The 13,182-nt window shown below is 73.7% G+C and carries 12 protein-coding genes; 6 read left to right on the top strand and 6 right to left on the bottom strand.

What is annotated here, in order from left to right:
• Positions 1 to 2: 2 nt before the first annotated feature.
• Positions 3 to 1,319: an ABC transporter substrate-binding protein gene (locus tag ACZ3IL_RS04110; RefSeq protein ID WP_467386329.1), complete on the bottom strand. Its 1,317-nt coding sequence runs from the start codon at positions 1,317 to 1,319 to the stop codon at positions 3 to 5.
• A gap of 102 nt (positions 1,320 to 1,421) precedes the next feature.
• The gene (locus ACZ3IL_RS04105) at positions 1,422 to 2,543 is read right to left on the bottom strand and encodes a substrate-binding domain-containing protein (RefSeq protein ID WP_467386327.1); all 1,122 of its coding nucleotides are present in this window, start codon (positions 2,541 to 2,543) and stop codon (positions 1,422 to 1,424) included.
• A 348-nt stretch (positions 2,544 to 2,891) separates the two neighbouring features.
• Here ACZ3IL_RS04105 and ACZ3IL_RS04100 point away from each other — a divergent pair, with 348 nt between their 5' ends.
• Positions 2,892 to 4,733 (top strand): DUF2264 domain-containing protein, encoded by a 1,842-nt coding sequence (locus ACZ3IL_RS04100; RefSeq protein ID WP_467386325.1) that lies wholly within the window; start codon positions 2,892 to 2,894, stop codon positions 4,731 to 4,733.
• A 186-nt stretch (positions 4,734 to 4,919) separates the two neighbouring features.
• Here ACZ3IL_RS04100 and ACZ3IL_RS04095 read toward each other — a convergent pair whose 3' ends face one another.
• Together ACZ3IL_RS04095 and ACZ3IL_RS04090 are read right to left on the bottom strand one after the other, a co-directional pair.
• Entirely contained in the window at positions 4,920 to 5,693 is a 774-nt protein-coding gene (locus ACZ3IL_RS04095) for an SDR family NAD(P)-dependent oxidoreductase (protein WP_467386323.1), read from the bottom strand.
• Between the two features lie 28 nt (positions 5,694 to 5,721).
• Positions 5,722 to 6,387 (bottom strand): MOSC domain-containing protein, encoded by a 666-nt coding sequence (locus tag ACZ3IL_RS04090; protein ID WP_467386321.1) that lies wholly within the window; start codon positions 6,385 to 6,387, stop codon positions 5,722 to 5,724.
• Between the two features lie 81 nt (positions 6,388 to 6,468).
• Here ACZ3IL_RS04090 and ACZ3IL_RS04085 point away from each other — a divergent pair, with 81 nt between their 5' ends.
• Entirely contained in the window at positions 6,469 to 7,362 is an 894-nt protein-coding gene (locus tag ACZ3IL_RS04085) for a LysR family transcriptional regulator (RefSeq protein ID WP_467386319.1), read from the top strand.
• Positions 7,363 to 7,423: 61 nt separating this feature from the next.
• On the opposite strand, the gene ACZ3IL_RS04080 is transcribed toward ACZ3IL_RS04085, so the two are convergent.
• Complete coding sequence (locus tag ACZ3IL_RS04080) at positions 7,424 to 7,759, bottom strand: WhiB family transcriptional regulator (RefSeq protein WP_467386317.1); 336 nt, start codon at positions 7,757 to 7,759, stop codon at positions 7,424 to 7,426.
• Between the two features lie 433 nt (positions 7,760 to 8,192).
• Between ACZ3IL_RS04080 and ACZ3IL_RS04075 the strand changes: the two genes are divergently transcribed.
• From ACZ3IL_RS04075 to ACZ3IL_RS04060, 4 genes are all read left to right on the top strand, one after another.
• Positions 8,193 to 8,804 carry a response regulator transcription factor gene (locus ACZ3IL_RS04075; RefSeq protein WP_003948568.1) on the top strand — a complete coding sequence of 204 codons (612 nt, stop codon included), beginning with the start codon at positions 8,193 to 8,195 and terminating at the stop codon, positions 8,802 to 8,804.
• A 243-nt stretch (positions 8,805 to 9,047) separates the two neighbouring features.
• Complete coding sequence (locus ACZ3IL_RS04070) at positions 9,048 to 9,650, top strand: sigma-70 family RNA polymerase sigma factor (RefSeq protein ID WP_467386315.1); 603 nt, start codon at positions 9,048 to 9,050, stop codon at positions 9,648 to 9,650.
• Positions 9,651 to 9,780: 130 nt separating this feature from the next.
• Positions 9,781 to 11,283 carry an IMP dehydrogenase gene (gene guaB / locus ACZ3IL_RS04065; RefSeq protein ID WP_467386313.1) on the top strand — a complete coding sequence of 501 codons (1,503 nt, stop codon included), beginning with the start codon at positions 9,781 to 9,783 and terminating at the stop codon, positions 11,281 to 11,283.
• Between the two features lie 105 nt (positions 11,284 to 11,388).
• Positions 11,389 to 12,513, top strand: coding sequence for a GuaB3 family IMP dehydrogenase-related protein (locus ACZ3IL_RS04060; protein WP_467386311.1), 1,125 nt, complete (start codon positions 11,389 to 11,391; stop codon positions 12,511 to 12,513).
• A 66-nt stretch (positions 12,514 to 12,579) separates the two neighbouring features.
• Here ACZ3IL_RS04060 and ACZ3IL_RS04055 read toward each other — a convergent pair whose 3' ends face one another.
• The gene (locus tag ACZ3IL_RS04055) at positions 12,580 to 13,071 is read right to left on the bottom strand and encodes a hypothetical protein (protein ID WP_467386309.1); all 492 of its coding nucleotides are present in this window, start codon (positions 13,069 to 13,071) and stop codon (positions 12,580 to 12,582) included.
• Positions 13,072 to 13,182: the final 111 nt, after the last annotated feature.

Here is a 13,182-nt window from a genome sequence, read left to right as displayed (position 1 = left end):
GATCAGCCCTCGACCTTCAGGCCGCGCTTGGTGAGTTCGGCGACGGTGGCGTCGTGACCGGCCTTGACGGCGTCGGCGAGGGACGGGCCGCCCGGGGCGATCCTGCCGAACTGGTCCTTGATCGTGGTGTTGGTGGTGCCGGTGGTCGGGCCCCAGGTCCAGCCGGGGGTGATGGAGGCGCCGGCGGCCTCGAAGAGGGAGTAGATGTCCTGGCCGCCGTAGTAGCCGGCGTCGAAGGCCTTCTTGGCGACGGGGCGGAGGACGGCGGCGGCGGGGAAGGCGGAGGAGGTGCCGGAGGCGATGCGGGCCCTGACGCCCTCCTCGGTGGTGGACATCCACTTCGCGAAGGTGACGGCCGCGGCCTTCTGCTTGCTGTTCTTGGTCACGGCGAAGGAGGTGCCGCCGAGCATGCCGCTGGCGGGCTTGCCGTCCCAGGTGGGAACGGGGGCGACGGCCCACTTGCCGGCCTGTTCGGGCAGGGTGCCCTTGAGGACGCCGGCGCCCCAGGAGGCGCCCAGGTAGCCGAGGGTGGTGCCGTTCTTGAGCGAGCCGGTCCACTCGGGGGAGAACGAGGCGTTCTTGTGGACGAGCCCGGCGTCGAGGAGGCCCTGCCAGTAGGTGGTGACCCTGGTGGTGGCCGGGTCGGTGGTGTTCACCTTCCAGGTGTCGTTCTCGGCCTTGAACCACTGGGCCCCGGCCTGCCAGGCCATGGCCTCGAAGGTGGTCGGGTCGTCCGGGAAGAAGGTGGCGATGCGGGCCTTGGAGTCCGCCTTCCGCACCTGCTCGGCGGCCTTCCTGAACGCGTCCCAGGTGGCCGGGACCGGGATCTTGTACTTCTCGAAGAGGTCCTTGCGGTAGTAGAAGGCCTGGGGGGCGGCGTCGAAGGGGACGGCCCAGGTCTTGCCGCCCAGGGTGGTCAGCTCGACGGCCTGGGAGAGGAACTTGGCGCGGTCGGTCTCGGTGAACTCGCCGCCGATGTCCTGGAGGGCGCCGGAGCTGACGAACTCGGGGAGCGAGGGGTACTCGACGGAGACGAGGTCGGGGGCGTTGCCCGCCTTCACGGCGTTGGAGATCTTGGCGTAGCCGCCGGCGTTGCCGGAGGGGATCTCCTCGAACTTCACCTTGATGTCGGTGTGGGAGGCGTTGAAGGCGTCCACGACGTCCTTGGTGCCCTTGGCCCAGCCCCAGAAGGTGAGGGTCACGGGTCCGTTCGGCTTGTCGGCGGCGTCACCGGCACCGCCGCCGCAGGCCGTGAGGACGGCGAGGGCGGTGACGGTGCCGGCTATGACGCGGGTCGTTCTGCTCCGGATGGGGGACACGGCACGGCTCCTGGGGGCGGGGCGGCTGGGAGGTTGTGGCCGTGATCCTGTGACCCTTCGTGAGCGAAGTCAAGAGCGAAAGATTGATTGATCGAAAAAAGATCAGACCGCCGGGGTGCCGGGGGCGGGTTCCCGCGCGCCGCACGAGGCCCGCACGCGCAGCCGGGGCAGCAGGCTCAGATGGCGCCGCGCCTCCTCCTCCCCGGACCCCCCGGCCGCCCCCTCGGCGAGCCGCTCCAGCAGGAGTTCCGCCGCGTGCCGGCCCACCTGCCGCTTGGGCGGGGCGACCGCCGTCAGGGGGGTCTCGGCGAGTGCGGCGACCTCGTCGTCGTACGCGATCAGGGCCAGGTCCCCGGGGACCCGGACGCCCTTCTCGGCCAGGCGCCGCGTGATCTCGATGGCGTCCACGTCGTTGTGGACCAGGGCCGCGCTCGCCGGGCCGGACCGGACGGCGTCGTACAGCGCCCCCACCGCCCGCTCGAACCCCTCCGGGTCCTCCTCCGCCGGTACGGAGTCGATGACCGGGTGCGGCTCGGCCAGACCCAGCGCGGCCAGCGCCCCCGCGTACCCGGCGCGCACCGCGAGCGCGGTCGGGGAGTCCCGGCGGGCGACGAGCAGCGGCGTCGTGCGGCCCAGGGAGAGCAGGTGGCGCAGGGCGAGCAGCACGCCGTGGCCGTGGTCGGAGACGACCCGGTCCAGACCGTCGAGCGGGCTGCCGGGCTCGGCGCGCCGCTCCAGGAGCACGGCCGGCACGGGCAGCCCGGCCAGCCAGTCCCCGTACGCCAGCCGGTCCTCGGGCCCCCGCCAGCCGGGCGCGACCAGGACGCCCTCGGCGCCCGCCGCGAGCAGTCCCTCGGTGCGGGCCCGGTCCTCCTCGGGCCGGTAGTCCGAGACGCGCAGCACGAGCCGGGCCCCGGCGCGGGCCGCCGCCTCGTGCGCCCCCCGGACGACCTCGGCGAAGTAGTACGTGGCGGAGGGGGCGAGCAGGCCGATGACCGGGCCCTCGCCGGGCCGGGCGCCGCCCCGGGCGTTCCGCCCCGAGGGCCAGGACACCTGGCCGTGCACCCGGTCGAGCAGGCCCCGGCCCGCCAGGGCCTCGACGTCCCTGCGGGCGGTGACGGGGGAGACCCCGAGGCGTTCGGCCAGGTCGGAGACGCGGGCGGTGCCGCGCTCGCGCACCAGGGCCAGCAGTCGGTCGTGTCGTTCGGCGGCACTCTCGCGCACGGTGCGTATCCCCCTCGTGGTGGTGGTCCCCCGAGCTTAAGCCCAGAATGATCGAACGACGGGATTTTCGATCATTCGCTCCCCGGCTCTTGACGTCCGATCGAAGCCTGTCGAGGATTCCCGGCGACGGACACCTCGCCACGGGACCCTCCGGAGCGGTCGGAGGCCACCGGAAACCGCCGGGAACCGCTGGAAACCGCCGGGGGCCCGGGGAGTTCCGGAAGTCCCGGAGCCGTCGGTGGCCGCCGAAAGCCGTAGGAACCACCGGCCACCTGCCACCGGGGCGCCACCGGACCCGCCGGGAACCACGGAGAGCCCCGGAGCCGCCGGAAAGCCACAGGGAGCATCATGCCCGCGCCGCCCGAGAACCGCGGGCTCAGCCCGTACACCGGCTGGACCCGCGCCCACTGGGAGGCCGCGGCCGACCGTCTCCTCCTGGACGTGCGCCCGTTCGCCTCGCCCCGGTACGGCCTCATCGGCCTCCCCGGGCCCCGCCCCAGCTGGTCGGGGGCCCGCTCGGACGGACTGGAGGGCTGGGCCCGCACCTTCCTGCTCGCCGCCCTCCGCGTCGCGGGCGACCGCGGCGCGGACCCGCACGGCCACCTCGACCGGTACGCCGAAGGCCTCGCCGCCGGGACGGAGGGGCCGGGCCGGGACGACGCCGAGTCCTGGCCGCTCATGGCCGGCACCCGCCAGGCGGTCGTCGAGTCCGCCTCGGTCGCCCTCGGCCTCCGCCTCACCCGCCCCTGGCTCTGGGACCGGCTCGACGACCGCGTCCGCGAACGGGTCGTGGAGTGGCTGCTGCCCGCCCTCGGCCCGTCCCCCGTCGACAACAACTGGTGGCTCTTCGGCCTCACCGTCGCGGGCTTCCTCGGGGACGCCGGGATCGAGCCCGACCGCGCCGCCGCCACGATCGACCGCTCCCTCGCCCGGATCGAGGACTGGTACCTCGGCGACGGCTGGTACAGCGACGGCGACAACCGCGCCTTCGACCACTACAACGCCTGGGCCCTGCACTTCTACCCCGTGCTCCACGCCCACCTCGCCGGCGACCGCGCCCTCCTGGACCGGTACGGCCCCCGGCTCCGCGCCCACCTGGACGACCACGTCCACCTCTTCGACGCGAACGGCGCCCCCGTCCCGTACGGGCGCTCCCTGATCTACCGCTTCGCCGCCGCCGCCGCGCCCTGGCTCGGGACCCTCACCGGCCACACCCCGCTCACGCCCGGCGCCACCCGCCGGCTCGCCTCCGGCACCCTGCGGTACTTCCTCGACCGGGGCGCCACCGACGGACGCGGCCTCCTCACCCTCGGCTGGCACGGCCCGTACCCGCCGCTCGTCCAGGAGTACTCGGGCCCCGGCTCCCCCTACTGGGCGTCCAAGGGGTTCCTCGGCCTCCTCCTGCCCGCCGGCCACCCGGCCTGGACCGACCCCGAGGAGCCCCTGCCCGCCGAACGCGCCGACACCGTCCGCGCCTTCGCCCCGGCCGGGCTGCTCGTCCAGACCACCGCGTCCGACGGGCTCGTGCGCCTCCACAACCACGGCAGCAACCACGTGCACAGCCGCGAGGGGGGCGAGGACGACCCCGGCTACGCCCGCCAGGCCTACTCCACCCGCACGGGCCCCACCACCGGGCCCGCCCCGGCCGACAACCACTTCGCGCTGCTCGGCGACCCCGCCGGCCCCGCGGCCCCCGGGTGCGGGGACCGGGCCACCACCCGGGGGCCCGCCGTCCCCGCCGGGACCGGCCCCGGCTGGGCGGCCTCCCTGCACACCCCGCGCCCCGGCGTCCGGGTCCTCTCCGCGACCCTCGCCCACGGCCGCGCCGAACTCCGTGCCCACCTCGTCCTCGGCGCCCCGGAGGGGACCCCCGTACGGCAGACCGGCTGGGCCGTCCCGCCCGGGGGACCGAGCGCCCAGCTCCACCCGGTCCACGGCTACCCGTCCGGGGAACCGGCCACCGAGCTCCCCACCGGGGAGACCCTTCAGGGTCCCGGCAGCCGCACCCTCGCCCTGCACGGCGTCACGCGCGGTCCGGCCGCCCTCTTCGCCGCCCTCGCCTCGCTCACCGCCGAACCCGCCCCGGCCCCCGTCACCGGCCTGGCACGCGTCCGGATCGACGGCCACGCCCTCGACGTGACCTGGGAGGACGGCACCACCACCCGCCTGGACCTCGACACCCTGCTGTGAACCGCCGCGAACGGGCCGCGCCCGCTCACTCCGGGCCGTACCCGCGCCTCACTCCGGGCCGGGGCCGCGCCCCGCTCCGGACCGCGCCCGCGCCCCGCTCCGGGCCGGGGCCGTCTCTCACTCCGGGCCGCGCCCGCGTCCCGCCCCGGGCCGGGTCCGCCCCTCACGCCGGGCGGTTCCCGCGCCTCACTTCGGGCCGTACTTGCGCCCCGCCTTCGAGGAGACCCCGCCCAGCAGGCCGCGCGGCGCCAGTTTCACCACGCCCATCAGGGCCTTGTAGCGGGGGTCGGGGATCGACAGCGTCTTCCCCCGGTCCAGGTCCGAGAGCGCCGCCGCCACCAGCTTGTCCGCGTCGAGCCACATCCAGCCCGGGATGTTGCCCGTGCCCATCCCGGCCCGCTCGTGGAACTCGGTCCGCACGAAGCCGGGGCAGAGCGCCATCAGCCGCACCCCGCTGCCCGCGAGGTCCCGCGCCGCGCCCTGGGTGAACTGCACCACCCACGCCTTGGAGGCCCCGTACGTGCCGCGGGGGACGAAGGCCGCCACCGAGGCGACGTTCACCACCCCGCCCCGGCCGCGCTCCTTCATCGAGGCGGCCGCGGCCGAGGTCAGCCGCAGCACCGCCTCGCAGTGCACGGTGAGCATCTTCAGCTCGTCGGCCATGGACACTTCGAGGAACCGGCCCTTGTTGCCGAAGCCCGCGTTGTTCACGAGCAGGTCCACCGACCGCCTCGGGTCCGAGAGCCGCGCCTCGACGGCGGCGATCCCCTTCTCCTCGGAGAGGTCCGCCGCGAGCACCTCGGCCTCGACGCCGTGCCGGTCGTGCAGCTCGGTCGCCTGCTCCCGGAGCCGCTTCACGTCCCGGGCCACGAGCACGACGTGGTGGCCGTCCGCCGCGAGTCTCCGTGCGAAGGCGGCCCCGATGCCCGCGGTGGCGCCCGTAATCAGTGCAGTCGTCATACGGGCACGGTAGTGCCCCGCGCGGCGGCTACGCGCGGGCGTACTTCTCGGTGTACCGGCGGGCGAGGTCCAGCAGCCCCGACTCCATCCACTCGGCGGCGGCCAGCGTGCCGGGGAGCAGGGCGCGTTCGGAGGTCGCGGCCCGGTGGAGCAGCGCGACGGTGATCCCGTGGTCCGGCCGGCGCACGACCGTGACCGGGTCGCCCGCCCGCACCTCGCCCGGCGCGATCACCCGCAGCAGCGCGCCCGGCCCGGCCTCCGCCCGCGTGAACCGCCTGACCCAGCCCTTCTCCCCGAGGAAGCCCGCGAAGGTGCCGCACGGGATGCGGCCGCCGGTCACCTCCAGGACCACCTCCTCCCCGATCCGCCAGCGCTCGCCGATCAGGGCGCCGTTGACGTCGAGGCCGCGGGTGGTGAGGTTCTCGCCGAAGGAGCCGTTGGCCAGCTCGCGGCCCAGCTCCCGCTCCCACACGTCCAGGTCCTCGCGGGCGAAGGCGTACGCGGCCCGGTCGTCGCCGCCGTGGAAGCGCGGGTCGCAGACGGCGTCCCCGGCGAGCCCGCTCGTCCGGGCGCCGGGCGCCTCGATCCGCACGGGTCCTTCGACGGGACGCTTGTCGATGCCGGTGAGGCCGGAGGGGGAGTCGGTGTAGTCCACGGCCCGGGCGCGGCCGACGTTCACGCTCAGCAAGGTCATGCGGGCACCCTACGACCGCCCTTCTCAAAGGCGCTCGCCATTATCCGGGCCCTTTCCCAAGCGTCCCTTATGCTGGAGTCCATGATCGAGGCACGCCACCTCCGCGTCCTGCGCGCCGTCGCCGCCACCGGCTCCTTCTCGGCCGCCGCGCGCGAACTCGGCTGCACCCAGCCCGCCGTCAGCCAGCAGATGAAGGCGCTCGAAGCCTCCGCCGGCACGCCGCTGCTGATCCGCACGGGCCGCGAGATGCGCCTCACCCAGGCCGGCGAGGTCCTGGTGCGCCACGCCTCCGGCATCCTCGCCGGGCTCACCGCCGCCGAGGAGGAGGTCGCCGCCATCGCCGGGCTCCGCGCCGGCCGGGTCCGCCTGGTCTCCTTCCCCAGCGGCAGCTCCACCCTGGTCCCCACCGCCCTGGCCGCCCTGCGGGCCGCGCACCCGGGCACCCGGGTCTCCCTGGTCGAGGCCGAGCCGCCGCGCTCGATCGAGATGCTCCGCGAGGGCGACTGCGACATCGCCCTCGCCTTCCGGTACGGGGCCGGGCGGGCCGAGTGGGACGACCTCGTGGTCCGCCCCCTCCTCGCCGACCGGCTCGTGGGCCTGGTCCCCGAGGGGCACCGGCTCGCCGGGACCGGCCCGGTGGGCATCGCGGAGCTGGCGGACGAGTCCTGGATCGCGGGCTGCCCGCGCTGCCGCCGCCAGCTCGTGGACGTCTGCGAGGAGGCGGGTTTCACCCCCCGCATCGACTTCGCCACCGACGACTACCCGGCGGTCGTGGGCCTGGTGGGCGCGGGGCTGGGCGTGGCCGTCCTGCCGGAGCTGGCCATCGAGTCCGTACGGCCCAAGGGGGCGCTGACCGTGGCCGTGGAGCCCGCCGTGGAGCGGGAGATCGTGGCACTGACCCTGCCGGACCTCGCGCAGGTCCCGGCGGTCGCCGCCACGCTCGACGAGCTCACCCGCGCCGCCGCGCGCGCGTAGGCGCGGGCCGGCGCCCCCGCGCGGGGCGAGGGGCGGTCGAAACGTGTGAAGAAACGTTACTTCACAGGGATGTCGACGGGGCGGTGGTGGACGCCGCCGGCGTCGTCGTGATCAGGCGGTTGCGCGCGCGTCCCATGAGTTCCTCGCGTTCGTCCTCGGTGAGGCCGCCCCAGACGCCGTAGGGCTCCCGCACGGCGAGCGCGTGGGCCGCGCACTCCGCGCGGACCGGGCACCGCATGCAGACCTCTTTAGCCGAGTTCTCACGCGCACTCCGCGCCGCGCCGCGCTCTCCCTCCGGGTGGAAGAACAGGGAGCTGTCGACCCCGCGGCAGGCCGCGAGCAGCTGCCAGTCCCACAGATCGGCGTTGGGTCCGGGAAGGCGGGAGAAATCTGCCATTGCGCTTGTCCCCTTGAAACCGTGTCGAACGGATAGGCGGGCGGGTGGATGGCCGCCGGCCGGGGCTCCTCCGGTCCCCGACAGGTCGGGTCGTAACACCTACTGTCTAAGTAGATGTAAATATGACTCATTGCGAATCTAGCCACAGACACCGCGAAAAGGGAAGAAATCCCGCTAAATGGTGCATAGCATCTGATCTCGCGACGGAAGGGTCGCGTCGCGCTTCTCCGCGCACGGCCCCTCACGTAGAGTGCCGAAGCCTGCCGTCCGGCCCGTAACTCTTTCGGGTGACCGTCGTTGAGAGTGCGGAGGCGGTTGGAGGAACAAGCGATCGGGCAGGTGTCCGAGAGCGTCGACCGCACAGGTGACGATACGTACAGCCCTGGAGGCTCAAGGTGACGCGCAACAGCTGCGAGAGCCGCGGAGGTCACGCATGACATCCGTCCTCGTCTGCGACGACTCCCCGCTTGCCCGAGAGGCGCTTCGCCGCGCGGTCGCGACCGTGCCCGGCGTCGAGCGCGTGACCACCGCGGCCAACGGCGAGGAAGTCCTCCGCCGCTGGGGAGCGGACCGCTCGGACCTGATTCTGATGGACGTGCGCATGCCCGGCCTGGGCGGCGTGGAAACCGTCCGCCGGCTGCTCTCGGCCGACCCCGGCGCCCGCATCATCATGCTCACGGTCGCCGAGGACCTCGACGGCGTCGCGCTCGCGGTCGCCGCCGGCGCCCGAGGTTATCTGCACAAGGACGCCTCGCGCGCCGAACTGCGGGCCACGGTCACCCAGGCGCTCGCCGACCCGACCTGGCGGCTCGCCCCGCGGCGGCTCCGCTCGGCCGAGATGGGCGCCGCGCCCACCCTCACCGCGCGCGAGATCCAGGTCCTCGAAGGCATGAGCCACGGCCGGTCCAACGCGGAGATCGGGCGCGAGCTCTTCCTCTCCGAGGACACGGTCAAGACCCACGCCCGGCGCCTCTTCAAGAAGCTGGGCGCCTCGGACCGCGCACACGCCGTCGCCCTCGGCTTCCGCTGGGGCCTGGTGCGCTGAACCGCAGGTCACCCGCCGCGTCCCCGTCCTCACCCGCGCCCGTCGCGGGACGGACGGGGTGGGCTTGTGTCACTTCCCGGCCGGATGACGCATCCTTGAGGTGTGGAGTTCCTCGGGGACGAGTCGATCGAGCGGGAGGGGAGGGCGCGGGAGATGAGTTCCGGCGTACCTGCTCATAACGCTTCGGTGCACAACTACGGACGCGGTGCCACGAACGCGGAAGCGTCGGGGCACCATGGAGCGATGCGCGACGACGAGACCGCGGGAGCCCCCGTGCCTGCCGGGCGGGGGGAGATCGGCGCGCTCGTCCACCGGGCGGTCGACGGCGACGCGCAGGCCACGCACGACCTGCTCGCGCGCGTCCACCCGCTCGCCCTGCGGTACTGCCGCACCCGCCTCAGCCGGCTTCCGGGTGACGCCCGCCACTTCGTGGAGGACCTGGCCCAGGAGGTCTGCGTCGCCGTCCTGATGGCGCTGCCGCGCTACAAGGACACGGGCAGGCCCTTCGAGGCCTTCGTCTTCGCCATCGCCGGGCACAAGGTCGCCGACCTCCAGCGGGCCGCCATGCGGCACCCCGGGTCCACGGCCGTGCCCTCCGACGAGATGCCCGAGCGCCCCGACGACTCCCTCGGCCCCGAGGAGCGGGCGCTGCTCAGCGACGACGCCGAATGGGCCAAGAAGCTGCTCGCCAACCTCCCGGAGAACCAGCGCGAACTCCTCGTGCTCCGGGTCGCCGTCGGGCTCACCGCCGAGGAGACCGGGCAGATGCTCGGCATGTCCCCCGGCGCCGTCCGGGTCGCCCAGCACCGCGCCCTCAGCCGCCTGCGCGCGCTGGCGGAGCAATGACCCCCGCCCTCCCCGGCGCACCCGTACGAAGGTCCAAAGCTCGCGGCTGATCTTGCTCGTGGAATGAGACACCGCTTCGGCCCGTTAGCATGGACATCCGCACCGATCAAGGCCATTTGGGGAAGGTGTCATGACTGCCAACGTCGACGGAGTGCCCGAGAAATTCGCGACACTCGGGCTGACCTACGACGACGTGCTGCTGCTGCCGGGGGCCTCCGAGGTGCTCCCCAACGCGGTCGACACCTCGTCCCGCATCTCCCGCAACGTCCGGGTGAACATCCCGCTGCTCTCCGCGGCGATGGACAAGGTCACCGAGTCCCGCATGGCGATCGCGATGGCCCGCCTGGGCGGCGTCGGCGTCCTGCACCGGAACCTGTCGGTCGAGGACCAGGTCAACCAGGTCGACCTCGTCAAGCGCTCCGAGTCCGGCATGGTCACCGACCCCATCACCGTGCACCCGGAGGCGACGCTCGCCGAGGCGGACGCCCTGTGCGCCAAGTTCCGCATCAGCGGCGTCCCGGTCACCGACCCGGCGGGCAAGCTGCTCGGCATCGTGACCAACCGCGACATGGCCTTCGAGAGCGACCGCACCCGTCAGGTCCGCGAGGTCATGACGCCGATGCCGCTGGTCACCGGCGAGGTCGGCATCTCCGGCGTGGACGCCATGGAGCTGCTGCGCAGGCACAAGATCGAGAAGCTTCCCCTGGTGGACGACCGGGGCGTGCTCAAGGGCCTCATCACCGTCAAGGACTTCGTCAAGGCGGAGAAGTACCCGAACGCCGCCAAGGACGCCGAGGGCCGTCTGCTCGTCGGCGCCGCCGTGGGCGCCAGCCCCGAGGCGCTGGACCGCGCCCAGGCGCTCGCCGGCGCCGGGGTGGACTTCCTGGTGGTGGACACCTCGCACGGCCACAGCAGCAACGCCCTGAGCTGGATGGCGAAGATCAAGTCGAGCGTGGACGTCGACGTGATCGGCGGCAACGTCGCCACCCGCGACGGCGCGCAGGCGCTGATCGACGCCGGCGTCGACGGCATCAAGGTCGGCGTGGGCCCCGGCTCGATCTGCACCACCCGCGTGGTCGCCGGCATCGGCGTCCCGCAGGTCACCGCCATCTACGAGGCCTCCCTCGCGGCCCGTGCCGCCGGCATCCCGCTGATCGGCGACGGCGGCCTGCAGTACTCCGGCGACATCGGCAAGGCGCTGGCCGCCGGCGCCGACACCGTGATGCTCGGCAGCCTCCTCGCGGGCTGCGAGGAGTCGCCCGGCGAGCTGCTCTTCATCAACGGCAAGCAGTTCAAGTCGTACCGCGGCATGGGCTCGCTCGGCGCCATGCAGTCCCGCGGCCAGGGCCGGTCGTACTCGAAGGACCGTTACTTCCAGGCCGAGGTCGCCTCCGACGACAAGCTCGTGCCCGAGGGCATCGAGGGCCAGGTGCCCTACCGCGGCCCGCTGGCCAACGTCCTGCACCAGCTCGTCGGCGGTCTGCGCCAGACCATGGGCTACGTCGGCGCCGCCACCATCGAGGAGATGGAGAGCAAGGGCCGCTTCGTCCGGATCACCTCGGCGGGCCTCAAGGAGAGCCACCCGCACGACATCCAGATGACGGTCGAGGCGCCGAACTACAGCAAGAAGTAGCGACCGCGTGAGTGAGGGGCGGTTCCGGCACGCGGCCGGAACCGCCCCTCACCCGCGTGTCGGGGATACTGGTAGGCGCAGACGTAGAGGGAGAGGCCACACATCGTGACTGAGATCGAGATCGGGCGCGGCAAGCGCGGCCGCAGGGCGTACGCGTTCGACGACATCGCCGTCGTGCCCAGCCGGCGCACCCGGGACCCGAAGGAGGTCTCGATCGCCTGGCAGATCGACGCCTACCGTTTCGAGCTGCCGTTCCTGGCCGCTCCGATGGACTCGGTGGTCTCGCCGCAGACCGCCATCCGCATCGGCGAGCTGGGCGGCCTGGGCGTCCTGAACCTCGAAGGCCTGTGGACCCGGTACGAGGACCCGCAGCCGCTGCTCGACGAGATCGCGGAGATGGACGAGGCCACCGCGACCCGCCGCCTCCAGGAGATCTACGCGGCCCCCATCAAGGAGGAGCTGATCGGGCAGCGCATCAAGGAGGTGCGCGACTCCGGCGTCGTCACCGCCGCCGCGCTCTCCCCGCAGCGCACCGCGCAGTTCTCCAAGGCCGTCGTGGACGCCGGGGTGGACATCTTCGTCATCCGCGGCACGACGGTCTCCGCCGAGCACGTCTCGGGCGCGGCCGAGCCGCTGAACCTCAAGCAGTTCATCTACGAGCTGGACGTCCCGGTCATCGTCGGCGGCTGCGCCACGTACACCGCGGCCCTGCACCTGATGCGCACCGGAGCGGCGGGCGTCCTGGTCGGCTTCGGCGGCGGCGCCGCGCACACCACCCGCAACGTCCTGGGCATCCAGGTCCCGATGGCGACCGCCGTCGCGGACGTGGCCGCGGCGCGCCGCGACTACATGGACGAGTCCGGCGGCCGGTACGTGCACGTCATCGCCGACGGCGGCGTGGGCTGGTCCGGCGACCTGCCGAAGGCGATCGCCTGCGGCGCCGACGCCGTGATGATCGGCTCGCCGCTGGCCCGCGCCACGGACGCGCCCGGCAAGGGCCACCACTGGGGCATGGAGGCCGTCCACGAGGACGTGCCGCGCGGCAAGCTGGTGGACCTGGGCATCGTCGGCACCACCGAGGAGATCCTCGCGGGCCCGTCGCACATCCCGGACGGTTCGATGAACTTCTTCGGCGCCCTGCGCCGCGCGATGGCCACCACCGGCTACAGCGAGCTCAAGGAGTTCCAGCGCGTCGAGGTCACGGTCGCGGACGCGCAGCACAAGCGCTGACGCCTCCGGGCGCGCAGGAGGGGCCCCGCACCGGGACGGTGCGGGGCCCCTTCCCGTACGCGCGGGTCAGCGGGTGGCCTTCTTGGCGCCCGAGAACGCGGCGAACGCGGCGAGGGCGAAGAACAGGAAGGTGATCGGGTCGAGGTCTTCCTTCCATGCCGCCGTGAGGACGCCGAAGTGCTGGAGGAAGACGTCGGTGGCGGAGGCGTTCACCTGCTTGGCGAGCAGGACCGCCAGGGTGACGAGCTGGCCGAGGTAGACCGAGCCGAGCGAGAGCACGGCGGCGGCCACGGGGAGCACCGGGTTGCGGCCGCCGGTCTTGCCGGCCGCGAAGCCGACGAGGAAGCCGACGCCGACGGCGAGCCAGCCGATCTCCCGCTCGACGGCACCGGAGATCCCGCCGTAGACCCCGGCGGCGACGAGCGCCGCGACCAGGGCGGCCGCCAGGCCGAGCCCCACGTTGTCGCGGGCGGGGGCGGGCGGCGGCGCGGCCGGGTAGGGCTGGGGCGCGGCGCCCTCGGCGAACGGGTTGCCGGGCGGCGGGACGGGCTGGGACATGCGGGTTCCCCCTGGGGACGTCGACGCGCGGACGCGCGTTCGAGAGGCCCGGAGGCTAGCAGGCCGCCGTGACGGCGGCACGGGTTTCGGGCGGGTCCGCCGCCCCTGCGG

The sequence above is a fragment of the Streptomyces sp. NPDC014907 genome (genome assembly GCF_055562975.1).
This window is presented reverse-complemented; position numbering and strand designations above follow the sequence as displayed.

Excerpts from the sequence above, each read along its gene's own strand:
- ACZ3IL_RS04070 (WP_467386315.1), top strand. The coding sequence starts at position 9,048 with ATGCGCGACGACGAGACCGCGGGAGCCCCCGTGCCTGCCGGGCGGGGG.
- ACZ3IL_RS04085 (WP_467386319.1), top strand. The coding sequence starts at position 6,469 with ATGATCGAGGCACGCCACCTCCGCGTCCTGCGCGCCGTCGCCGCCACC.
- ACZ3IL_RS04095 (WP_467386323.1), bottom strand. The coding sequence starts at position 5,693 with ATGACGACTGCACTGATTACGGGCGCCACCGCGGGCATCGGGGCCGCC.
- ACZ3IL_RS04055 (WP_467386309.1), bottom strand. The coding sequence starts at position 13,071 with ATGTCCCAGCCCGTCCCGCCGCCCGGCAACCCGTTCGCCGAGGGCGCC.
- ACZ3IL_RS04080 (WP_467386317.1), bottom strand. The coding sequence starts at position 7,759 with ATGGCAGATTTCTCCCGCCTTCCCGGACCCAACGCCGATCTGTGGGAC.
- ACZ3IL_RS04075 (WP_003948568.1), top strand. The coding sequence starts at position 8,193 with ATGACATCCGTCCTCGTCTGCGACGACTCCCCGCTTGCCCGAGAGGCG.
- ACZ3IL_RS04090 (WP_467386321.1), bottom strand. The coding sequence starts at position 6,387 with ATGACCTTGCTGAGCGTGAACGTCGGCCGCGCCCGGGCCGTGGACTAC.
- ACZ3IL_RS04100 (WP_467386325.1), top strand. The coding sequence starts at position 2,892 with ATGCCCGCGCCGCCCGAGAACCGCGGGCTCAGCCCGTACACCGGCTGG.
- guaB (WP_467386313.1), top strand. The coding sequence starts at position 9,781 with ATGACTGCCAACGTCGACGGAGTGCCCGAGAAATTCGCGACACTCGGG.